General features: G+C 43.9%; 22 protein-coding genes. 13 read left to right on the forward strand and 9 right to left on the reverse strand.

Going from position 1 to position 23,262, the window contains the following annotated elements:
- Both FN815_RS16580 and FN815_RS16585 read right to left on the reverse strand, forming a co-directional pair.
- A partial coding sequence (locus FN815_RS16580) for a flagellin (RefSeq protein ID WP_185957342.1) occupies positions 1 to 422 on the reverse strand: 422 nt, incomplete at its 3' end.
- 667 nt (positions 423 to 1,089) lie between these two features.
- Positions 1,090 to 2,037: a flagellin N-terminal helical domain-containing protein gene (locus tag FN815_RS16585; RefSeq protein ID WP_142455825.1), complete on the reverse strand. Its 948-nt coding sequence runs from the start codon at positions 2,035 to 2,037 to the stop codon at positions 1,090 to 1,092.
- Positions 2,038 to 2,871: 834 nt separating this feature from the next.
- Between FN815_RS16585 and FN815_RS16590 the strand changes: the two genes are divergently transcribed.
- From FN815_RS16590 to FN815_RS16615, 6 genes are all read left to right on the forward strand, one after another.
- Positions 2,872 to 3,216, forward strand: coding sequence for an ArsR/SmtB family transcription factor (locus FN815_RS16590; protein ID WP_142455827.1), 345 nt, complete (start codon positions 2,872 to 2,874; stop codon positions 3,214 to 3,216).
- On the forward strand, positions 3,206 to 3,700 hold the full coding sequence (locus tag FN815_RS16595; RefSeq protein ID WP_142455829.1) for an SRPBCC domain-containing protein: 495 nt from the start codon (positions 3,206 to 3,208) through the stop codon (positions 3,698 to 3,700). Before FN815_RS16590 ends, FN815_RS16595 begins: the two co-directional genes overlap by 11 nt.
- Before the next feature lie 155 nt (positions 3,701 to 3,855).
- Positions 3,856 to 4,773 (forward strand): VOC family protein, encoded by a 918-nt coding sequence (locus tag FN815_RS16600; protein ID WP_142455831.1) that lies wholly within the window; start codon positions 3,856 to 3,858, stop codon positions 4,771 to 4,773.
- A 137-nt stretch (positions 4,774 to 4,910) separates the two neighbouring features.
- Complete coding sequence (locus tag FN815_RS16605) at positions 4,911 to 5,363, forward strand: SRPBCC family protein (protein WP_142455833.1); 453 nt, start codon at positions 4,911 to 4,913, stop codon at positions 5,361 to 5,363.
- Positions 5,364 to 5,392: 29 nt separating this feature from the next.
- A complete protein-coding gene (locus tag FN815_RS16610; RefSeq protein ID WP_142455835.1) occupies positions 5,393 to 5,818 on the forward strand; it encodes a VOC family protein in 426 nt (141 codons plus the stop codon).
- An 89-nt stretch (positions 5,819 to 5,907) separates the two neighbouring features.
- Positions 5,908 to 6,465, forward strand: a complete 558-nt coding sequence (locus tag FN815_RS16615) for a dihydrofolate reductase family protein (protein WP_142455837.1) — start codon at positions 5,908 to 5,910, stop codon at positions 6,463 to 6,465.
- A gap of 60 nt (positions 6,466 to 6,525) precedes the next feature.
- On the opposite strand, the gene lacZ is transcribed toward FN815_RS16615, so the two are convergent.
- A complete protein-coding gene (gene lacZ, locus FN815_RS16620) occupies positions 6,526 to 9,732 on the reverse strand; it encodes a beta-galactosidase, LacZ type (protein ID WP_185957343.1) in 3,207 nt (1,068 codons plus the stop codon).
- A gap of 489 nt (positions 9,733 to 10,221) precedes the next feature.
- Between lacZ and FN815_RS16625 the strand changes: the two genes are divergently transcribed.
- The 4 genes from FN815_RS16625 (at position 10,222) to FN815_RS16640 (ending at position 14,538) form a co-directional block, all read left to right on the forward strand.
- Positions 10,222 to 10,833 carry an RNA polymerase sigma factor gene (locus FN815_RS16625; RefSeq protein WP_221930343.1) on the forward strand — a complete coding sequence of 204 codons (612 nt, stop codon included), beginning with the start codon at positions 10,222 to 10,224 and terminating at the stop codon, positions 10,831 to 10,833.
- Entirely contained in the window at positions 10,830 to 12,125 is a 1,296-nt protein-coding gene (locus FN815_RS16630; RefSeq protein ID WP_142455841.1) for a hypothetical protein, read from the forward strand. The genes FN815_RS16625 and FN815_RS16630 overlap by 4 nt, the downstream gene beginning before the upstream one ends.
- A gap of 108 nt (positions 12,126 to 12,233) precedes the next feature.
- Positions 12,234 to 13,202 (forward strand): FKBP-type peptidyl-prolyl cis-trans isomerase, encoded by a 969-nt coding sequence (locus tag FN815_RS16635; protein ID WP_142455842.1) that lies wholly within the window; start codon positions 12,234 to 12,236, stop codon positions 13,200 to 13,202.
- A gap of 211 nt (positions 13,203 to 13,413) precedes the next feature.
- The gene (locus FN815_RS16640) at positions 13,414 to 14,538 is read left to right on the forward strand and encodes a saccharopine dehydrogenase family protein (protein ID WP_142455844.1); all 1,125 of its coding nucleotides are present in this window, start codon (positions 13,414 to 13,416) and stop codon (positions 14,536 to 14,538) included.
- Between the two features lie 3 nt (positions 14,539 to 14,541).
- Here FN815_RS16640 and FN815_RS16645 read toward each other — a convergent pair whose 3' ends face one another.
- The 6 genes from FN815_RS16645 to FN815_RS16665 all read right to left on the reverse strand — a co-directional run bounded on the left by FN815_RS16645 (position 14,542) and on the right by FN815_RS16665 (position 21,013).
- The gene (locus FN815_RS16645) at positions 14,542 to 16,200 is read right to left on the reverse strand and encodes an ABC1 kinase family protein (RefSeq protein WP_142455846.1); all 1,659 of its coding nucleotides are present in this window, start codon (positions 16,198 to 16,200) and stop codon (positions 14,542 to 14,544) included.
- A 52-nt stretch (positions 16,201 to 16,252) separates the two neighbouring features.
- Complete coding sequence (locus FN815_RS16650; RefSeq protein ID WP_142455848.1) at positions 16,253 to 17,410, reverse strand: phospholipase D-like domain-containing protein; 1,158 nt, start codon at positions 17,408 to 17,410, stop codon at positions 16,253 to 16,255.
- A 68-nt stretch (positions 17,411 to 17,478) separates the two neighbouring features.
- Complete coding sequence (locus tag FN815_RS16655; RefSeq protein ID WP_142455850.1) at positions 17,479 to 17,643, reverse strand: DUF1328 family protein; 165 nt, start codon at positions 17,641 to 17,643, stop codon at positions 17,479 to 17,481.
- 176 nt (positions 17,644 to 17,819) lie between these two features.
- Positions 17,820 to 18,092 carry an exopolysaccharide biosynthesis protein gene (locus tag FN815_RS19065; protein ID WP_221930344.1) on the reverse strand — a complete coding sequence of 91 codons (273 nt, stop codon included), beginning with the start codon at positions 18,090 to 18,092 and terminating at the stop codon, positions 17,820 to 17,822.
- The gene (locus FN815_RS19070; protein WP_221930345.1) at positions 18,056 to 18,412 is read right to left on the reverse strand and encodes an exopolysaccharide biosynthesis protein; all 357 of its coding nucleotides are present in this window, start codon (positions 18,410 to 18,412) and stop codon (positions 18,056 to 18,058) included. The genes FN815_RS19065 and FN815_RS19070 overlap by 37 nt, the downstream gene beginning before the upstream one ends.
- Positions 18,413 to 18,691: 279 nt before the next feature.
- A complete protein-coding gene (locus tag FN815_RS16665; protein WP_142455852.1) occupies positions 18,692 to 21,013 on the reverse strand; it encodes a TonB-dependent receptor in 2,322 nt (773 codons plus the stop codon).
- 112 nt (positions 21,014 to 21,125) lie between these two features.
- On the opposite strand from FN815_RS16665, the gene FN815_RS16670 reads away from it, so the two are divergent.
- The 3 genes from FN815_RS16670 (at position 21,126) to FN815_RS16680 (ending at position 23,162) form a co-directional block, all read left to right on the forward strand.
- Positions 21,126 to 22,076, forward strand: a complete 951-nt coding sequence (locus FN815_RS16670; RefSeq protein ID WP_185957344.1) for a helix-turn-helix transcriptional regulator — start codon at positions 21,126 to 21,128, stop codon at positions 22,074 to 22,076.
- Between the two features lie 76 nt (positions 22,077 to 22,152).
- The gene (locus FN815_RS16675; protein ID WP_142455856.1) at positions 22,153 to 22,524 is read left to right on the forward strand and encodes a GxxExxY protein; all 372 of its coding nucleotides are present in this window, start codon (positions 22,153 to 22,155) and stop codon (positions 22,522 to 22,524) included.
- A 137-nt stretch (positions 22,525 to 22,661) separates the two neighbouring features.
- Positions 22,662 to 23,162 (forward strand): DinB family protein, encoded by a 501-nt coding sequence (locus FN815_RS16680; RefSeq protein WP_142455857.1) that lies wholly within the window; start codon positions 22,662 to 22,664, stop codon positions 23,160 to 23,162.
- The last annotated feature ends 100 nt before the right edge of the window (positions 23,163 to 23,262 follow it).

Genomic DNA, 23,262 nt, shown 5'->3' on the forward strand with positions numbered 1-23,262 from the left:
TGGGTATCCTGGAATACGGTTTGATCCGCGATCTCGTTGATGTCGCCAGCCAAAGCTGCGATCTGGTCGCCGATGTAAGCGCGCTCGTCATCACCAAGAGTGTCGTTAGCAGCTTGCGTGGCCAGACCTTTCATTTCAACCAGGTTGTCCATTACCGTACTGAAGCTGGACTCAGCAATATCCAATACAGATTTGGCATCTCCTACGTTACGCAGGGCTTGATCCAAACCTTCTACACGGCTGTTCAATTTAGTGGCGATAGAATATCCGGCAGCGTCATCTTCGGCCTTGTTGATACGAAGACCTGTGGACATACGCAGCTGGTTGTCCGCCATACTTTTATTAATCTTGTTCAGTGAAAGCTGAGCATCCAGTGACTGGATGTTCGTATTCACTCTGTTTAAATCACCAAAACTTGCCATAATGATTCACCTTTGAGTTTGTTGTGGTTCGTTGCTTAATGCTTTTGCGTTTGGTTATTTAAGTTATCGTACCCAAAAAGACGGTCTTAAATTTTATTTTAGTTATTTGTTGAAATTATTTTCGATTGCAATCCGCCCCCCTAATCATCTGACGGCTTGTACTCATCTGACGGCTAACTTTACGCCCCGTGCACCCAACCCTACAGAGAGCCGTCCGATGAATGTCTTCAGCCTCGATATTTTTTCGTAAGTGTTGATACTTTGGAAATCGTCGGACCGCTGATACATTATTTTCTTCCAATAGCCTTTCCCGAATCGGTCAGACGAAAATTGTAGAGTGAAGACAAGAACATTGAATATTGAATATTGAAAATTGCTTTAAACCCCATATTCATCTGACGGCTAACTTTACGCCCCGTACCTGCAATCCTGCAGAGAGCCGTCCGATGAATCTTTTCCGCTTCGATGTTTTTCGTAAGAGTCGATACTGAGGAAATCGTCGGACCGCTGATACATTGTTTCTTCCAATACCCTTTCCCGAAGCGGTCAGACGAAAATTGAGGCCTAATGATTATTCACTCTTAATTACCTACATCCCCTAAACAAAAAAATCCATGCCCTCCTTTCGGAAAGCATGGACTGATTACGTTGGCTTTACTACTTCGGATTAACCGAGGAAGCCAAGTACAGATTGTGGTCCCATGTTGGCCTGAGCCAGAGCAGAAGTAGAAGTCTGCTGCAGAATCTGCAGTCGTACAGACTCAGATTGCTCCTTGGCAAAGTCAGCATCCATGATGCGGCTGGCAGCAGAACTGTTGGCCGAGATGGATTGTGACAGGGTTACTTCACGGGTACTCAATGAAGACTGTGCCATACCGATCTGGTTTACACGGTCGTTCATAGAACCGATGGCTGTGTCAATTGAGTCGATAAAGTCACGGTAGTCAGTAGCTGTTGCAGCTGTACCACCACCGGTTTCGAATGTCAGGGCTCCTTGCTGTCCACCAGAGGTAGAAACGGCAATGTTACCACTCGCTACATCAGTACCTACACTGCTGAACAGTGCGCTGATGTTTACAGCGTCGATAGAAGCGTCAAGTGTATCAGAAGAACGCTCGCCAACCTGGAAGGTCAGGCTCAGGGTTCCGGAGAAAGCACTCGCGCCAGTGTTTGCAGGGTCACCGTTTAATAACTGGGTGTCCTGGAATACAGTTTGGTCAGCAATTTCGTTAACGTCGCTGGCCAAAGCAGCAATCTGGTCGCCAATATAAGCACGCTCGTCGGCACCAAGGGTGTCGTTAGCAGCTTGCGTGGCCAGACCTTTCATTTCAACCAGGTTGTCCATAACGGTACTGAAGCTGGACTCAGCAATATCCAATACAGATTTTGCATCCCCTACGTTACGCAGGGCCTGATCCAAGCCTTCAACACGGCTGTTCAATTTAGTGGCGATAGAATATCCGGCAGCGTCGTCTTCGGCCTTATTGATACGAAGACCTGTGGACATACGCAGCTGGTTGTCCGCCATACTTTTATTAATCTTGTTCAGTGAAAGCTGAGCATCCAGTGACTGGATGTTCGTATTCACTCTGTTTAAATCACCAAAACTTGCCATAATGATTCACCTTTGAGTTTGTTGTGGTTCGTTGCTTAATGCTTTTTGCGTTTGGTTACTGCAGTTATCGTACGCGAAAAGGCGGTCTTAAATTTTATTTTAGTTATTTGTTGAAATTATTTTCGATTGCAATCCTACCCCATAATCATCTGACGGCTCGTACTCATCTGACGGCTGGCTTTACGCCCCGTACCTTCAACCTTACAGAGAGCCGTCCGATGAATGTCTTCGGCCTCGATATTTTTTGGTAAGTGTTGATACTGAGGAAATCGTCGGACCGCTGAAACTTCTTTACCTCTCCAACTTTTTCCCATAGCGGTCGGATGAGGCTTGGGGTGCTCCATTGCATGCCAAACAACCCAAACAGTATAGAAGTCTAAGACTTCTCTGGTTCATGGTATTTGCCATGTCTGCAAAACTCAGGGCTTCTGCTTTTCAGTTACAAACTGAAAAGATCATTGGGAAATATGTAACTGAAAGATGGAAGATTACAAATTTGCCCCGTACATCATCCGACGGCTGGCTTTACGTCCCGTCACCTCAATCCTGCAAAGAGCCGTCTGATGAATTTTGAAGGCCAGGTTCCTTAAGTGAGTTTTAGTGCTATCGAAATCGTCAGACCGCTGAGACTTCTTTCCCTCACCGGCTTTTTCCTGAAGCGGTCGGACGAGGGTTGGGGTTAATACCCTTTTCTTGTGATGACTCTTTCTCCTCTTTTTAAGACTAACATCTCTTACTGCAAAAAATAATTTTTTCTGATTATTGACAGTGATGTTGATCTCTATTATTTTACCAATCAGTTAATTAACTATTTAGTTAAATAAATAATTATTCATGCCAGCAGATCAACTCAGTACTACGTTTCAAGCTTTAGCCGACCCTACACGCCGTGCCATTCTCTCCAGTTTAACCACAGGAGAAAAAACGGTTTCCGATTTGGCTGAACCGTTTGATATGAGCATGCCGGCAATCACCAAGCATTTGAAAGTGCTGGAAAAAGCACAATTGATTGAACGGAGCCGGAAAGCTCAATACCGTCCCTGCCGGCTTCATCCCGAACCCCTGAAGGACATTGACGAATGGATGGAACAGTATCGCAAATTTTTTGAGGCAAGCTTTGACCGCCTGGATGATTATTTAAAACAAATACAAACTAAAGAGGATAACAATGACGGATGATAAGATGAAGGTAGAAACCGAAGGACGAAAACTGATTATGAAACGCATCTTTGAGGCTCCACCCCAGCTGATGTTCGAGGTATGGTCGAGTTGCGAACACTTGATGCACTGGTGGGGACCAAAGGAATGGCCTATAAATGAATGTGACATGGACTTTCGGGTAGGAGGAACCTGGCTCTATTGTATGCGGGGCCCCAATGAAGGAGATGAAGCATGGGGAAAAGTGATTTATGAAGAAATCCACAAGCCCACAAAAATTATTTATCGGGACTATTTCTCGGATAGTGAAGGGAACATCAATGAAAATCTACCCGGTTCCAAAACCGTGCTGGAGTTTAAGGAACACAATGGAATGACCCGGCAGGTAAGCACTACGTGGTATGAATCACCCGAAAGCCTCCAAAAAGTTCTGGATATGGGTATGATTGAAGGCACCGAAAGCCAAATGGAGCGCCTGGATGAATACTTACCAACCTTACAATAATGGAATACAGCCCCGTCAGGTTTCAAAAACCTGACAGGTGTGTTTAAGAAGTTGTCGTATTCACGCCTTCAGTTTTCCGGATTTACCGGACCCTGTATCCAAAATTTGTAACACATTTAAAACGTCCTTGCAAATTCAATTCAATAAATAATGCTATGAGTACACAAAAAATCATCCCTCACCTTTGGTTTGATGATCAAGCTGAAGAAGCTGCCCATTTTTATATGTCCTTGTTTAACAAGCATTCGGTTGAGACAGACAAAACCTATTACAACGAAGCTGGCCAAGAAATCCATGGGAAAAAAGCAGGTTCCGTGATGACGGTAGACTTTGAACTTGATGGCTATAAAATGATTGCTCTAAATGGCGGCCCTCATTTTAAATTTACGCCTGCTATCTCTTTCTATGTTACCTGTTCCACAGAGAATGAAGTGGACGAACTTTGGAAGGCGTTATCTAATGGAGGAACTCCTTTAATGCCTCTGGACCAATATGAATGGAGTAAAAAATATGGCTGGATTAAGGATAAATTCGGTCTAAGCTGGCAAATTTCGTTGGGTAAACTGGATGATGTACACGGCCAAAAAATCATTCCTTGCCTCATGTATGTAAGTAAAGAAGGCGAGGCTGAAGAAGCCATTACGCTCTACACTTCCCTTTTCGATAATTCAGAAATCACCGGGATATTGCGATATGGTAAAGACGAAAATCAGCCTGAGGGCAGCGTGAAACACAGCCAGTTTCTACTTAATAAAGAAGAAGTTTTCATGGCCATGGACAGCTCGTCCGAACACGCTGAATTTACTTTTAATGAAGCGATATCGCTACTGGTTCAATGCGAAGATCAGGATGAGATCAATCATTTTTGGGAGAAGCTTTCAGCTGCCCCCAAGGCTGAACAATGTGGCTGGCTGAAAGACAAATTCGGCCTTTCCTGGCAGGTGGTTCCGAAGGGAATGAATGAAATGCTAAATGCTGATGATCCCCAAAAAACCAAACGGGCAATGAATGCCATGCTTCAAATGAAGAAACTTGACATACAAAAATTAAAGGACGCTTTCGAAGGTAATTAACTTAGCGTTCTTCGTGCCCTTTGCGGTTGTATTTTGTTAACCGCTAAGGTGCAAAGAGTGCAAGACTAAACCACTCTGCCCTGAAAGTGCTGGGTTTTACCCCTGAGCTGGGATCAATAAAATAAACAACTAAACCAATGAAAGACCGAGCCATACATATTTCCAGAGAATTTGATGCGCCAAGAGCGCTGGTTTTTGAAGCCTTCAGCCAACACGAGCATATCGGCAAGTGGTGGGGCCCCGATGGCTTCTCAACATCCACCAAAAGCATGGCATTTGCCATAGGCGGTGAATGGATCTTTACCATGCACGGCCCGGATGGTACCGACTACCCCAACCGCGTGGTTTATACTGAAATAGACAAACCAAAGCTGTTGAAATACGATCACTTTGCCAATTATGAGGATAATGGAGAACCTCCTCATTTCAAAACAACCATCACTTTTAAGGAAGCGAATGGAAAAACTACGATTGAAATTAATATGCTCTTCCCAACTGCTAAGAAACGAGAGCAAGCCGCAGAATTTGGTGCTGTGGAAGGAGGACATCAAACACTTACACGGTTGTCTGAATTTTTGACGAATCACTAATCAATTTGTAACAATTAACCAAAAAAACCATGCCAACTATCAATCCATATCTCAATTTCCAGGGAAACACAGAAGAAGCTTTCAACTTCTATAAATCCATTTTTGGCGGAGATTTTATTGGAGGAATCAGTCGCTTTAAAGATACCCCCGAAGCAGAAAAACTGTCCGGGAACGAATTAGATAAAATAATGCATATAGCCCTACCCTTTGGCGATGCGAATATGCTTATGGCTACCGATGCCCTCGAATCCATGAATCAAAAGGTAAAACAGGGGAATAATATCTATTTATGCATTTCGGCCGACAGCAAGCAACAAGCCGATGACTTTTTTGCGGGTCTTGCCACTGGAGGAGATGTCGAGCTGGACATGCACGAAGCTTTTTGGGGTGATTACTTCGGGATGCTGAAAGACAAGTTTGGCATCAAATGGATGATTAGCTTTACTGATAGGTAATAGATACACCATCAGCTTTAAAAGCTGGTTTTCGATGGCGTTACTAAGCCACACTTCTTAAACAAACTATCTCATAAACAGGATATTCGATGCCTAAAATTTCTGTGTACATTGCTACCAGCCTGGATGGTTTTATTGCCCGTAAAGATGGAGACATTGAATGGCTGCATACCAGCGGCCAAGGAAAGGTGGCTTCAGACGAAGACTTTGGCTATAAAGTATTCATGGAAAATATTGACGTTTTGCTGATGGGCCGAAATACTTTTGAAAAGGTTTTATCCTTTGGTGGAGAGTGGCCTTACGGGAAAAAGCCGGTGATAGTTCTCACCAGCCGTGCGATAGAAATTCCTAAGGAAATAAGTGAGACAGTTTCTTCTATGTCCGGTTCACCTGAAGAAATTGTATCCGCTTTGGATCAACAAGGATTTGAGGATTTATACCTGGATGGAGGATTCACCATTCAAAGGTTTTTAGAGGCTGGATTGGTTAATGAGCTAACCGTCACGCGCATCCCTATCCTGATTGGAGAAGGCATTCCGCTTTTTGGTCCGCTAACCGAAGATATCCCCCTCAAACACCTGGAAACTCAATCCTGGAATAATGGTTTTGTGCAGAGCAGGTATAAGGTACTAAGTGGAGCATCATAAGATTACTCCACTTAATTCCTTGTCTTTTCCAGTAAATTTTCAATGATAAATAACAGGATACTATTTGGGAAACTGAACGTTACCGAGATCCCTTAGGTCTCCCATATCTTCACTATAAGGCTGAATGAAGAAGCTATATCGATAGCTTTCAGCAGTTGGCAGGCGATAAGCCGGCAGTGCACGTGCCCGGTCTGACCAACTGTCAAGCCCTCCTACCCCTTGCTGTTTGTAGTCCAGGTTCACCGTGTAATAATCACGCCGAGGCAGTTCGTTTATGTGAGTGGCTTGCTCAAGATCTTCCAGAGAATACGGCCACGCGCTAATGCTTAGCTTCTCAGAAGCAACCGCAATAAAGCCATCTCCTTCTTCAGTTGTAAAAGCAGCCCAGCGTACGTCCTCACGGTTTCCGTTCTCCTGTGGATACGGATAATTCACCCAAAGAGAATCAATAGGACCGGAATATTCACCTACCGTGATCCCAATTTTACGATCGGCATAATTTTCTTCAGGACCACGACCATACCAGTGCATGTTTTCGTAGTCTTTATCAATTTGTAGTTGCATGCCAACTTTTGGAATAGCCATAGGGATATCGGTACCGGTCGGAGCTAATTGCTGATCTACCTGTACAGCCCCATTTCTTAAAATGGTGTACACGGTTTGATAGGTAGTTTCGCCCACCGGCAGACTTCCATGTACTCTCACTTCCACCCTATCTTGGGCTTCCACAACTTCCACTTCCCGGACTTTGCGATTGGCACCGGCATCCTGCCAAGCCATCAAATCATCGCCCCATCCTGCACGGTCGTTATCGGTGGTAGCGCGCCAGAAGTTAGGCTCAAGCGGTCCACTTATCAGGCTTCGTCCATCATATTCATATGTACTCAGGCTACCATCAGCTTTTGAAATTTGGATGGTAAACAGTTCGTTGCTTACCGTTACCCACTTTCCTGATTCTTCAACCTGAAGGCCGGCTTGATTCCCGACAACCATTTCTTCGGCAACAGGAACACCATATGGCATAGCCAGTTGCTCCCAAGCCATTTTAAAGCCTTTTTTAGCCCAGCGGGCATCTTCTTTCAGGTGCAGGCTCACATCCAGCCAGTACTCACGGCCGGCTTCCAGTTCGGGTGCTTCTATGGGAAGATTAAAGTAACCAGTAGCTCCCGGTGCCACATCAAGATCATCCACGGAACCAGATTGCAACACAGCTCCATCTTCTTTCAGAGCCCAGCGCAATTCAAAGCGATCCAGGTTTATATGTGAGTACTTGTTGTCTACCCGCACTTCACCGTTTCTCAAATTCGTGCCGCTAATATCCACAAACTGGTAGGAATATTTTACCTTGGCCAGGGCAGGTTGTGGGGTACGGTCGGAGAATACAATTCCATTGAAGTTAAAGTTAGCATCATTGGGTTCGTCTCCGTAATCACCGCCATAGGCCCAAAACTCACGGCCTTGTTCGTCTTCTTTCAGCAGTCCCTGATCGCCCCAATCCCAGATAAATGCTGCAATAAAGTTGGGATGTTTATCCATCAGCTCCATGTATTCATCCATAGTTCCCGTGGAATTCCCCATAGAATGTGCATATTCACAAAGCACAATGGGTTTGCGTATATCAGGATCGTATAAATTTTCCTTCAAGGGTTCCAAAGACGGGTACATGTAACTGTACATATCCGAAATACGGTTGCGATGCTGATAATGGATATACCGTGTTGGATCCAGCGTACGCACCAGCGACACCATCTGCTCAAAATTCTCGCCATGGCCAGCTTCGTTCCCCATCGACCATATTACAATAGAGGGGTGATTCTTATGGGCTTCCACCATACTTCGTCCACGGTCCAGTACTGCATCGGTCCACAACGGGTCACTGCCGGGCAGCATATTTTTGCGGAAGGAAATGCCATGGGTTTCGATATTAGCCTCATCCATCACGTACAGCCCGTATTTATCAAAAAGCTCATAATAACGTCTGTCATGGGGATAATGAGCCATGCGTACTGCATTCAGATTATTTTGCTTCATCAGCTTAACATCTTTCTCCATCATCTCCAGGCTAACATACCGTCCTGTCAGTGGATCATGATCATGTAAGTTCACGCCTTTCATCTTCACTTCTTTACCGTTCACCCAAAACATCTTGTCTTTGATTTCAATCGACCGGAATCCGGTTGTGCTTCGGGTGATTTCCAGTGTTTCACCTTCATCATCTTTAAGAACCAATACCACATTATACAGGTTTGGAGTCTCTGCCGTCCATTTCTCAGGATTATCAACTGCCGCTTCCAGGTGTGCCTGCACCAGCGTTCCTGAAGGCATCGAATGCTCAGTTTGTGCCGTAGCAATGGGAGCATCCCCTACCGGATTTCCTTCCTGATCAAAAAGATAAGCTTCCACGGTAGCAGCTCCTTCCACGCCCATCGTGTTATTTCGTACGTCGGCGGTAATATTCAAAATGCCATCTGTATACTCATCATCCAAACCGGCTTTCACAAAGAAATCATGCAATTGTACAAAAGGCTTCGAGATCAAGTTTACGCTGCGGTAAATTCCGCTCATGCGCCACATATCCTGGTCTTCCAGCCAGGCACCATCGGTCCAGCGGTACACTTCCACCGCCAGGGTGTTTTCACCATCTTTAAGGTGCGGGGTGATATTGAACTCGGCCGGAGTCATACTTCCCTCGCTATAGCCTACTTTTTCACCATTTACCCACAGGTAAAAGCCACTTTTGACGCCTTCAAACTGGATAAGAACCTGACGTCCGTCCCAGTCGTTTGGAAGAGAAAACGTACGACGATATGAGCCAACGGGATTGTATTCCCTGGGAACACGAGGAGGAAACAGTCCGTCCATCAGTGATTCCATCGGATACTGACTGTTCAGATAAATGGGTTTGCCATATCCCTGCATTTGCCAAGGAGACGGCACGGTAATATCATCCCAGCCATTTACAGAAACTTCGGGATTGAAAAAATCTGTAGGTCGGCTATCCGGGTTTTCACTCCACTTGAATTTCCATTGCCCATCCAGTGACAAGTGGTATGGAGAATTATAGGTGAGTCCGGAATCAGCCAGGGCCTGATCGATACTGGCATACGGAATAAAGTTGGCATGCGCCGGTTCCTTATTGATTCCGATCACTTTTGGATTTTCCCAATCCGGAAGTTCTGAAAGAAAAAACTGTGCTTGCACCGGACTCATAAAACCGGCCACTATAATAATTGAAAGAAAAGCAGAAAGACTGAATCTTGGCTTCATATATACATTCATTGGTTGGAATTAGGCTTGATGATAACGATAACATACTGAAACCAAAAAAACCAGTTAATTCAGTGGCTAATTCGAAAATGAGATCCCTTAAAGCCAAGATTCTCATAAACGTTTCGTAGCCTTTTAAATAGGATCATAAACAAATAAAAAAACCAACCAGGTTATTGCTTACCTGGCTGGCTTTTGGGTCTTGAGTAGAACGAAAATGTTGTGCTCATCTGCTACAGATCAACACAAACTCAATCAGCAATCCCACCTTATAACACTTGGATTGCTGAGTCATCAATACCCATACGGCGCCATCATTAAAAACGCTACAATGTCTTTGAGATGATGTAGCGTTGTGCCCCTTTCCTGCGTATTGGCAAGTAACAAGGCTGAAATTATGAGCAGGTTTATCCTGAAATCGTAGCAAGTATAAAATTATCAGCGTACCCTTAACACTTAAGTGCCATATTCAATATTGATATTTACCCGGTGAAGAAAAATATTGCGGGCCAAATACCTGATAAATCCAATACCCATAATTCCGGCCGTGTGAACCCAGCTGATGAGCAAACACTTGATGACCTAATTAACGGCTGCCGGGAGCAGGATATCCACAGCCAGGAGAGATTGTATAAACAATTTTACGGATATGCCATGAGCGTAGCTTTAACCTATGGACAATCAAAAGCGGATGCTGTTGAAGTAGTGAACGACAGTTTTATGAAGGTATTTAAAAACATTCACACCTTTAAAACGTCCGAACCTTTCAAACCCTGGTTTCGCAAAATTGTAGTGCATACCGCCATAGACCGGGCCCGCGCTAATAAAAAGTTTCAAAAAGAAGTACAGGTAGAAGACTTTCTGCCCCAGGCCCCGGTTGACATCGAAGCTGAATTAAATGCCCGGCAAATTTACAAGTTATTGGATGAACTGCCGGATTTACTCCGTTTCGTTTTTAACATGTATGAGATTGAAGGATACAGCCATCGTGAAATCTCTGACCAACTGGATATCGCAGAAAGTTCTTCCCGAACCTACCTGACCAGAGCCAAAGCCCAACTGAGGAAATTGTACCAATCTACATTTATGGATGAGCAATGAAGGATAAAGATCAACATAAAGAATTGACGGATCACATCCGGGAAACCTTGCTTGAGCATGAAGAGCCCTATGTGCTTGGTTCATGGGAAAGGTTTCAGAAGCATGCGCAGCACAAAGATGCAGCAAGCCGACGAAAAATGATATATGCAGCTGCCGCTTCACTTTTGCTTTTGGTGAGCGCAGCCGTGGCCTGGAGCACCTGGCCAACCGTTCCCGAACAGCAATTAGCATCTAATGAAACAATTACATCACCCCAAGTACAGCCTCCTGCAGATTCTCAGCAGGAAAATGTACCTGTACCGACACAAGAGGAAAATAACATTGCAGCAGGAGAAGAAGTCATACCTTCATCCAGTTTATCTCCTACACAAAACAGCCGGGAAACATTGGCCACTACCTCTGCGCCCCCTTCTAACGATACCCAGCCTGGTCCGGATCGCATGATGCCTTTGATCTATGACATCCAGATAGAAACCGTAAGTGAGGGGCTGGCATCCTTGCCTGCTGCCTCAGCTCAACAGAGACAGTCTGGCCCATCAAAAGATCTTTCTGAGAGATCATCAATGACGATGGATTCACTGATGTTTACTGCAAATCCAACTTCCCTGCCGGTGATCACGGAGCTTTCACCCTCCAAAAAACTGACTTTTAGTGCCGGATATGCCTCTGTTGTAAACGTACACGATACTCAGGCCGACTTAGGAATGGGCGGAGGATTCTACACCGACTGGAATTTTTCAAAGCGGATTTCAATCTCGTCTGGTCTTTTCATTGCTCAGAATCAGCTTAAATATGAGCAAATACCAAACGGAGCCAAAATTTCCGTTAGTAGTGCTGAATCAGGATTTAGCGTAGCCTCTCCAAGCAGTCCATATTTAGCATATATGCAATTGGATCTGATAAACCTGGAAATTCCTCTAAACCTTAAACTGCAAGTATCAGAGCATTTTACAGTTTCTGCCGGTATCTCTTCTCTTACCTACCTTAAAGAGAATTACAATTACGTGTATGAATTCCAAAAAAATGTACAGGTTAATGACCGAAATATAGCCAATGACGTGGAGCCGGTCACCCAAACGATAACCTTGCAGACTTCACAAACCCAATCAGAGTCTACATTAAAAAGAATGGACTGGGCCGCTTTTTATACTTTTTCTCTGGGATATGAGCGACCATTTGTGGGCGATACTTATGCCACGCTGGAACCTTTTGTTAAAATACCCGCCGGGCAGATTACTTCCCTGGGAGTCCGTTACACCACCGGAGGACTTCAGCTTAAAATTTCTTTCTGATAAGCTGTAGCACTCTTCGGTTCATTCTCGTATCCGGTTATGAAGGACATTAGCTATCTGCCAAGAAAAATCTTCGGTAGTAATTAAACATAAACCTAATCCATATTAATGCACAAACCGGTCTCTGGTATTCTCCCTATTTTCATGATCTGCGGAATAGCCATTCTATTTCAATCCTGCCTTACCACCATCGAAAGTGATCTTGAAAAACAAGTTAACAAAGCCGACAAGGCCATCGAACAGTATCTCACTGAAAATAATATTGAGGCAGAGAAACAGCCCAGCGGTGTATATATCGAAATGATTTCGGAAAACGATGAAGGGCTACCGGTTTTGGATGATCAAGTAGTGGGCATTACGTACACTATGCGGCTGTTACGGGATAATAAACTGATAGAAAGCCATACAGATACAACGAATCCGTTACGATTTAGTAACAGTTACAGCTACAATACTACCAGTCTCCATCCGGCAGGTCTAAATTACGAGATAGGCCAAATGCGGCTTGGGGAAACCTTTCGTTTCTACATCCCATCCTATCAGGCCTATAACAATTATGACCACGGAGATCTGTTCCCTGCTCAAGCCAATTTTATTATTGAAGTTTCGGTTGTAGAGCTGAAAACCGAGGAAGAAATCTTTGAAGAAGAACTAATGGTTATTCATGATTACATAGGAGATAGTTTTTCGGAAGCGGAGAGTTTTCCAGATGGTTTATACTATCAGGTTCAGCAAGCCGGGGATGGGGAAATGCCAACCCAAAATGACCTCGTTGATTTCCATTACAAACTATCCTACTTAAACGGAGAGGTCATCGATACCACCGCCCAGAAAAGTCCGGTTCAAATCAGACTAACTGATGACTTTCCAGTTGCAGGACTTCGAACCGGCCTGTTGATGATGAAAGAAGGCGAAAAAGCAAAACTGGTTCTTCCCTCTGGTCTCGCCTTTGGCAAAAGCGTGCAGGTACTGCCCCAAAAGCTACGCAATGACTGGGCTGAAAACGGTCAAATTGATCCTCTTACCAAACCTTATTCCCCTGTTGTATTTGATGTAGAGCTCATCAATATAAATTGATTAACAAATATTGTAGAACCACTTTAATTATCCATTTCAAGAGAATCAATCTGCAATGCTCCATGAAGGTCAATTGAAAACTATTTTGGATTGTTTTTTTAAGGATAGAATCATGGGATACCATCCCTCCTGTACCCTCTGGTTTGAATAATTATGCTACCCATAATCTTTACCAAATGATATCTTTAGCCAAATATAGCAGGAGGAGCGCATGTCTGCCTTTAGCATATTAATATTGGGAGGATATGGAAACGTATCCCGGTATCTATGCGATTTTATTTTGCAACACACCGATGTATCTATCATCATTTCAGGCAGAAATCCCTGCAAAGCCGAGGCTTTCAAGAAAGAACTCTCCAATAAACATTCTGCATCCAGGATTGATACCCGCGAGGTTGATGCTTCTCAAACGAATTCTCTTGTTGAAGCCTTTAAAGGAGCCGATTTCATAATCAATTCGGCCAGCACCCTGGAACATACCTCCAACATCATTGAAGCACTGCTGATCACCAAAAAGAATTACTACGATCTCCTGACCTCTTCTCCTCAAAAACTGAAGCAGCTCAAAGATGCTGAAAAAACATTTATAAAAAATGATCAGTGCATTATTACCGACGGTGGCTTTCATCCGGGCATCCCGCTGGCCATGGTAAAATATGCTTCTAAAGAGTTCGATGTACTGCATCAAGCCAACGTGGGCAGTTTGTTAAACATAGACTGGAAGTTTGAAAAGTCTTCTCAAGATACTATTGATGAATTTATCCGGGAAATGAAGGATTATGACCCCACAGCTTATGCCGATGGCCGCTGGCAAAAATTAGGCTATCGTTCAGCCAAACACTTTGATTTTGGAGAACCCTTTGGGAGAAAAACTTGTGTCCCTATGAAATTGGAAGAAATGACTTATGCCCCGTTTCTCTATCCTTCCCTTCAGGAAACCGGCTTTTATATTGCAGGATTTAATTGGTTTACCGATTTCGTTGTAATGCCATTATTGTTTTTAGGCATTAACATGTTTCCCCAAAAAAGGCTCAACCGACTGACTTCGCTATTTAGGTGGAGCCTGAAGAAATTCAATCGCCAGCCCTACAAAATTATACTCCAGCTTGAGGCTAAGGGGGTAAAAGAAAGCCATCCCAAAAATTATCGTTTGATGATTTCCCACAATGATGGCTATGCCCTCACGGCCATCTCTGCTACGGCCTACCTTTTTCAATACCTGGATGGTACTATCGGGGAGGCCGGTTTACATTTTCAGGCCAATATGGTAAATCCCGATCGGTTTATTGAAGATCTAAACAGCTTAGGCTGTACTATAGATGAGAAGCAGCTTTAGCTATTACCTAAAGTCTTCATCTTTGAAGATGATATAATAGGTTAGCAAAACACCACCTGTTGCGGCCAATAAAAAGAAAATCATCGCCAACCCCGGATAGCCAAAGACGGTGAAATCAGTAGGTACGTTCATCAGCATGGCTGCACCAATGATAGTGGCCGCAATGATGAGCCCTAGCGTGATGCGATTGGCCACTTTCTGAAAACCATCGGTAAGCCGTTTTTCATCTATGGCATCCACTTTTATTTCAAGTTCATTTTCCGCCAATTTTTTGGTGATTTTATTGAGCCGCTCCGGTAAATGTTCTGCCAGTTTTTTAGCCTCCACCAACACGGACAGAAAATTCTCCGGTTTGATTTCCTCCTTCATCTTCTTTTCCATCAGCTTCCAGATGTGCTTCCGGATAGCTCCCCGCATATCAAATTCGGGATCCAGCTTGCTGATGATTTGGTCCAGGTTCAACAAAACCTTACCCAAAATATTAACCTCTGTTGGCAACTTTATACCATTTTGAGCCGCCGACTGGTTCATCTGGATAAGCATTCGACCGGTTTTCATTTCGCTGGCTGTAGCATTTTGGCTTTCCATCACCAGGTAATTCACGGTTTTGCGGAATCTATCTTCATCATAATCGTCCCGCAAAGTGGACATATCCAGCAAAATATCCCCTACTTTCTCCCCGCTGTCTTCGCTTAAAGCCGCCATAAACTGTAACAAGTGCTCCCTGTTTTTAGCCGAAATATGAGCCACCATTCCCAGATCAAGCAAGGCTAATTTGTTTTCTTTAGTTAAATGAATGTTACCGGGGTGCGGATCGGCATGCAAAAAACCATCTACCATCACCTGCTTCAGATACGCCTCTACAAACTCGTCAGCCAGCTCTTCTGAATGCATCTCAATCTGCTTCAGGGGGGACAAGCTCACTACTTTTTTCCCGTCCATAAATTCCATGGTCAGGATTTTAGAAGTAGAGTAATCATCCACGGGTAAAGGCACCGTCAGGTGTTTGAAGTCTTTCAGGTTTTCATGGATGCGTATCAGGTTCTGAGCTTCTTTGGAGTAGTTTAATTCATTTGTAAGAATCTGTTGCAACTCACTCACAAGTTCATCCAGGGCAAATTTTCGGGCAGTTTCGGTGTGTTCTACTGCCCAGTCCACAATCTCTTGCAATACTTCAAGGTCCGTAAAAAACTGTTCCCTGATACCTGGCCGTTGAACCTTCACCACTACTTCCTTCCCGGAACGGATGGTTGCCTTATGGACCTGTCCAATAGAGGCGCTAGCCAGTGGTTCCTCATCAAAATGGGCAAAAGCTTTAGAGATTTCTGTTCCCAGTTCTTCTTCAACAATCTCCTGAACGGTATCAAAGTCTATGGGCTCAGCGTCATCCTGAAGATCCGATAACGCATCCAGGTAAGGATCAGGGAGTAAATCGGGACGGGTAGAAAGCAATTGCCCCAGTTTGATATAGGTTGGCCCCATCTCTTCCAAATCATCAGCCAGCTCTTCAGGAGACTGATCATAATCCCGAACCTGTTGGGCATCTATATCCGCTCCCATAGCGTTAGAGGCGGTTTCACTGAGCAGGTCGCTATTCCAATAGGTTAATACAAAACTAAGCAGCTTACGGTATTGGTTAATTTTATCGGATGATAGAGCCATAAAGGCGTCCTGATTTAGGATTAGAATTAATACTAATTAAGAGAATTGAATCTTAAATCTGCCGGCTAAAGATGCGCGTTACTTTCTCAGTTGCCTTTTTTAATACACCGCGCTTTTTCCAGTTGGTTTCGTCAATTTTCTCGCACTCTGCGAGATCATCTTCAAAGTGCTTATTTAGTTTCTTAGTCACCTCTTCATCAAGAATCACCACATTTACTTCGTCATCTTTCAGCATTGACCGGTGATTGAAATTGGCTGAACCTACACAGCTCAGACGATCATCCACGGTAATGACTTTTGAATGAAGCATGGTTTTTTGATAATACCAGAGCTTAACGTCCGATTCTAATAAGTCCTCAAAACTTTCGTCACCGGCTATTCGAGCAATTTGTTTATCAATTTTTTCACCCGGTACCATAATTTGCACATCTACCCCCCTTGCAGCGGCCTGCTTTAATAACCCAATCATAACTTCGTTGGGATTAAAATAGGCCGTAGTGATGCGGATATTCTCTTTAGCCATCTTAATAAGAGCCTGGTATAACATCACAATATCACTCCACCGAACCGAAGCGGAAGTCCTTATTACCTGTACCGCTGTTTCCTTTCCCGGAGCGGGCGTTCCCTTAATGGTGTGATCAAACTCCAGATGATCGGCTCCCTCCACCCAATTTTCCATAAAAGCCGCTTGCAGCCCAAATACAGCCGGCCCTTCAATTCTAAAATGGGTATCTCTCCACTCTTCTTCGTTACGGGCATCGCCCTCCCACTCGGATGCTATTCCAACGCCCCCGGTAAAGGCTACTTCTCCATCACATATCAGCACCTTTCGGTGGGTTCTGTTATCCACTTTCCAGATTTTCCATTGTGGCATTGGACGAAACCACTGAAGCTGCACCCCGCTGTTTTCCATCATTTTATACAATTCGGAAGGCATTTTGGCCGCCCCAAAGCTATCTAAAATAACAAATACCTCTACGCCTTCTTCGGCTTTACGGGCAAGGGCTCGGGCAAATTCCCGTGCAATATTTCCCTTCCAGTACACAAAAGTTAAAAACTCTATCCGCTCTTCAGCATTACGAATAGCCTCAAGCATGGATGGGAATATTTGATCCCCGTTTTTTAGAACCTCAATTTTATTTCCGAAACTAAATGGAATACCAAGGCTTTGCTCCAGTAGTCCCTGGTAATATGATGTTGAATCTGACATGTTCTAATATATAAAAAGCCGGTTAAGATACACCGGCTTTTTTCATTTCTAATTTAGTAGTGATATCGTCATACCTTCGGTTTTCGTCCGAAAATTAGGGATACAACAAACAACACCAGAAATACATAAAACAAAATTTCTGCTATACCTGCAGCGGCTCCTGCAATACCTCCAAAGCCAAAAATAGCAGCAATAATTGCTATGATTAAAAATGTAATGGTCCAGCGTAACATATTAACTCTCTTTTTTTGTTGATGGTTATATATTCCTATTTATTAAAGCCAATTATGTTCCCGCTAACATAGATTTTTCCTTTTCAGCACTTTTATTATCTCGAATAGAAATAGAGTAAGGCATGTAAAAAAGCCGGAAAAAATTATCGTAACAAATTTAAGTAGCAGATTCTTCTTTATAAAAGTCCAAATACAACAATCCCAAAAGTACCCAAAGCTGCTATTAAAGCGAGTAACGCCAATAAGCCGTCATGCGTGATAAGAGAAAGCCCAAAGAAAGTAAATGCAAGTCCGGCTACATTTGCACTAAAGGGTATCACTTCCATAAATGGTAAGCATAATGCTATAAGTGAACAGATTACAGCTATAACCATCTGCCCTGTCTTCTGTACAAGTGGAGTTAACCGTACTTTTAACCAGCGGTCAATGTATGATGCCGGTTTATACATCCAGTCCAGTCCACTCCCTTCTCTACTTTACTTGTTTCTAAAGAACGTTCGAGTATCCATTTCGGGAACCAAAAGTGCTCTTGCTGCAAAAATATTTGTACAGTTGTTAATAGTACAAGAATGCCCATCATAGTTGGGACCCCCGGGATATCTCCTACAACCGGTGCCAAGGTTATGATACCGGCAAATAACAATAGTGGCGCAAATGAACGGCGCCCCAACTCATCTAAAATGTTATCAATGGTTACTTCATCTAGTCCTTTACAAGCCTCTTTAATTTGATCTAATAATTCTTCTGTAGTTGTAATTTTATTGCCCATAGCAGATTATTCATTATAAAAAAAGCACCTCAAATATTTTGTACTCCTGTTCTTAAAGCATCCCAGCAAACCTTACTGGATAAGTCTCCCCGTGTCGAGTCAGCTTCTCTATCCTCGCCACCTTCCTATTCTTCATAATTAATATTATATGGCAGGGCTTTTCTTAGTTTTTATATTCCTACGATTTGCAACAAGAAAATAGAGTCAGTGTTCCCTTTTTTTAAAAAGAAACTATAATCTTGAAATGCTCATAGCGACAATTATCTCCAATTCCTGTATTTAAAATTCAATTCTGTAACTCAAATTAGGTACTACTACAGCCTCACGATCATCTTCAATGCGCTCTTTCTTGAGGTTGTATACATAACCGTAAAACTGCTGATAGCCGCTCACATTAATGACCTGCAGCGCCCATACCGTAGCAATGTTTTTTTTATTTTTTCGATACTCTAAAGTGATGTCACCGAACACAACATCCGGCTCCTGATTGGCGTAAGCCCGGTATTCATCATAGAAAACTTCCCGCTCTTCAAAAGTCCTCATTCGATCCACCGGAGAAATCCGCTTGCCCCCCATCATATTTAAGCGGGCATTGATACTAAAATATCGCACCCGGTCTGGATCTCTGAACTCCCATTCCTTTCCACCTAAAAGAGTCACCAGATATCCGCGGTCAAAGCGGGTATTTCGCCAAACCTGATCACCACCCTTGTATCTTGATTCAAACAGAGATCCGGCAAAAAGCCCGTACCATCCATTTGAAAGGTTTCGTTCGAGCGTGAAGTCTACCCCGTAGTTTTCGCCAACACCGTCATTTTCCATACGTTCCTCTAAAAACCAGTCTTCTTCCATGTTCAGTGCAGAAAAACTGGAATCTGGAATCACCGGAACATGCGAAAGCCACTGGTAATAGAATTCAAGATTCATAAATAGATTTTCACTTATTGACCGACTGTATCCGGCCACAAAATGATCAGCCTTAGTTAAAGTAAGTGAGCGGTTATCAGGATGTGCAAAATAGATGGAAAGCGGCTCCACTTGTGAGTGCCGGCCATAAGCCAAGCTAAAACTGTTTTTATTTGGTTTAAACTGTACGGCCAAACGAGGCTCCAATGAAGTCGCATTCGTAAGCTCAAAATGCTGGAGATGAAAACCTCCTGTAATCAGAAATTTCCCAAAATCAAAGCGAGACTGAGTGAAGGCCTGATACAGGTAACTGTGTCCGGTTTCATCCAAAATCAGACGCATCGGCTCAGACGGATCATCCGAGTAGCGGGATTCCTGCCGATAGCTCAACCGGTTTACCAAAGCGCCACTACGGTTCGTATGGCTACCGCTCACCTTGGTGTTCAGTACCGATTTGGCAGTTATTTTCCACGCTCTGCTGCGTATGTATTCACGGGGATACAGAGTAGAGCCATCCTCCGTATAGCGATCTAAATTCCAGTTGAAGCCACTACCGGAACCTACCAATGATGTGGACAGATAGGCTCGTTTCCCTAATAACAAGCGATGTTTGAATCCGGCAGCACCAAAGGCTGTAGGACTATCCACATCTTCCCGGTCGTAATGATAGGTCCAGTCCTCGGGATTATCTTCTGGCGGCCCACCTGAGTAATCGTTAGCCCCTATTCCCCAAAGACTAAAGGTGCCTGCTTTTCTGGTTGGTACATTAATTTTGTAGGATAAATTCTGATACCGGATAAGATCAGCTCCGTCAGGCAGCAAAGGGGCAATCAGCGAAAAGGTTGATAAGCGATAGTTAAACAGGTAAGACGCATCTCCTGCAATCGGTCCTTCTGAGGCCACATCAATCCCAATAATCCCGGCCTCCACCGTATGTTCGTATTGTCGGTTGTTGCCGTTGCGCAAATTTAAGTCGAAAACCCCGGATAAGGCATTGCCATATTCAGCGGGAAAAGCCCCGGTGTAAAAATCAGAATCCGCTACCAGTTGACTGCTGAGTGCCGTAATACCTCCTCCCCCAAGCACGGTGATATTGGCAAAATGGCTGGGTGTTGGAATCTCTACGCCCTCCATCTGCCAAAGCATTCCTTTTGGCGCATTACCCCGTATAACCAAAGCATTATCATCCAGATTGCCTGCTACACCCGCAAATGAAGCCGCCAGCCGGGCTGGGTCATCAAAACCTCCTGCATACCGGGAGGCTTCTTCCATACTCAACTGCCGCGCACTGGAAACTGCCATCGCATTGATAGGCTGATTTTTGATCCTTCCGGGATTCACCACCACTTCCTCCATCTCTGTCACGGATTCAGTCATTGTGATATTTAATACCACCTCGCGCGCCGAACCTACCATGATATCTGCCGCAACATGTGTCTCATATCCCACAAAAGAGAACCTTAGTGTTTGACGACCTACGGGCACCTGGTGTAAACTAAATCTACCGTTCGCATCTGTTGATGTGCCTTTGACCGGATCTGATTCCAGCAATAAAATGCTGACCCCAGCCAAAGGACTGCCGGAAGCCGCATCCGTTACTTGTCCCCGTATGGTTTGTGTAGGAACTTGTGCATTTACGAAAACAGTAGAAAAAAGACATACTATTACCGTACCCCAATAGATGATATATTTCATTAGTGACTTGTATTTTTCTTATTTGATACCCGCTATAATTTCCCCATTATATTTTATATATACAAAAAAAGCCTCTTTATTTTCATGTGGCCCAAACATTTATAGATTTAGAATGAATCGCATTGACCGTCTTACCGCCATCATCATTTATTTGCAGGGACGAACGTATGTGACTGTTGAAGACTTGTCCGAACGGTATGGCATTAGCGGGCGGACAGTATATCGGGATTTGGCAGCCTTGCAGGAAGCCGGTGTTCCCATTGGCTCCGAACCGGGGCGCGGCTATTTTATAGTGAAGGGCTATCATCTCCCTCCAGTAATGTTTGATCGTAACGAAGCCTCAGCCCTGCTAGCAGGGGAGCGATTAATGCAGAAATGGAATCATACCGAAATTGGGAAATCTTATTTGTCTGCATTGGATAAAGTACGTTCTGTATTGCCTCCGGATGAGAAAGAATATTTTGAGATACAGGATGAACACATGCAGGCTTTTCACTACAAAAATGAACACCTGCCCCAGCCGGATGACCGTATTTTTGTTTGGATGCAAAAAGCCATCTTTAAAAAGGAAGTCATTGAAATCTGCTATGAGTCTCCTTATAAGGGAGAAAAAATTACACGGAATATTGAACCGTTGGGGCTTTTACTAAAGGACAACCAATGGTACCTGGCAGCCTGGTGCCGGCTACGTAAGGATTACCGCATGTTTCGCCTGGATCGTTTTCATGATTTCAAATTAACCGGAAAGAAACTGCCTGATTCTTCTGATCATACACTGAAGGAATTCCATGCCCGGAATCTGGATAAGGAAAGAGAGCTGACCGAAGTAACAATATGGTTTAAACAAGATATGGTGCGTCTCATCGGTGATTCAAAATATCATCATGGCTGGGCCTGGGAGAAAGAAGTGGATGATGGGTTAGAAATCACCTTCCTCACCTCCCACCCGGAATACCTGGCCCGCTGGTCGTTACTTTGGGGTAATGGCGCTAAAGTGCTAAAACCGGAAAGTGTAAAAGAAAAAGCAAAAGCGTTGGTGAAAGAACTTTATGAGCATTATTAGTAGAATTCGGGTATAATATCACGGAGGTACACGGAGCAGTCACAGAGATATAGCGATTTATTTTGGGGAAAGGGATATGGAACTTAACAAGATAACTGAATTGATTATTGGCGGGGCCATTGAAGTACATAAATATTTAGGACCGGGGCTATTGGAGTCGTCTTATGAAGAATGCCTCGCTTATGAATTAAAAAATACCGGACTTTATTTACAGCGACAGGTTCCAGTCCCTGTTATTTATAAGGATATTCATTTGGATTGTGGATACAGGATAGATCTGTTAGTCGAGAATTCTGTAATCATTGAACTTAAAACCGTAGAAGCCCTACACCCTGTACATACCGCACAAATCCTTACCTATCTTAAATTTGCAAACAAACCACTGGGACTACTTATCAACTTTAACGTTACGCTCCTTAAAAACGGACTTAAAAGATATCGTCTCTAGCATAGAAATATCTCCGTACCCTCTGTGACTACTCCGTGTATCTCTGTGTAATTTTATTGAGTCAATTCCATTGACATAGGGTTGTCAGTAGCCGCTTGTACATTGCCTGCCAACCTTTTAACATTATCCCGATAATCATGGAAAACGAAGTCAAAACCTCCCCTGTCATCACCCCAGAACAAATGCTCGAACACTGGCAAGGGCACCGCAGCCTCACCCGCCGAACCATTGAAGCCTTCCCCGAAGACAAACTTTTCACCCACACCATTGGTGGAATGCGTCCTTTTTCTGAAATGGTCATAGAGATGATCAAGATGGCCGCGCCGGGAGCCAAGGGCATTGCCACCGGAGAATGGGGCGAATGGGGTACCTTTGAAGCAGATGGCCTGTCCACTACCCCGAAAACCAAGGAAGAATTACTGGAACTTTGGGATTGGAGCACCGACCAAATCAACCATTGGTGGGCAAAAATTCCCGCAGGACGATTACAGGAAAAAGATGTAGCCTTTGGGCAATGGGAAGGCCTAACCTGGTGGCACCTCTTTTACTTTATTGACAATGAAATTCATCACCGCGGGCAAGGATATGTTTATCTCCGCTCGCTGGATATTGAACCTCCTTTCTTCTGGGAACGATGATAATTAACCGCGAAGACGCAGAGAGCGCTAAAACATCAATAGCATAGCGTTCTTTGCGCCCTTAGCGGTTTTAAAAGAATAAATCTTTAAAACTGTCACC

This window comes from Gracilimonas mengyeensis (assembly GCF_900182705.1).
Classification (GTDB): Bacteria; Bacteroidota; Rhodothermia; order Balneolales; family Balneolaceae; genus Gracilimonas; species Gracilimonas mengyeensis.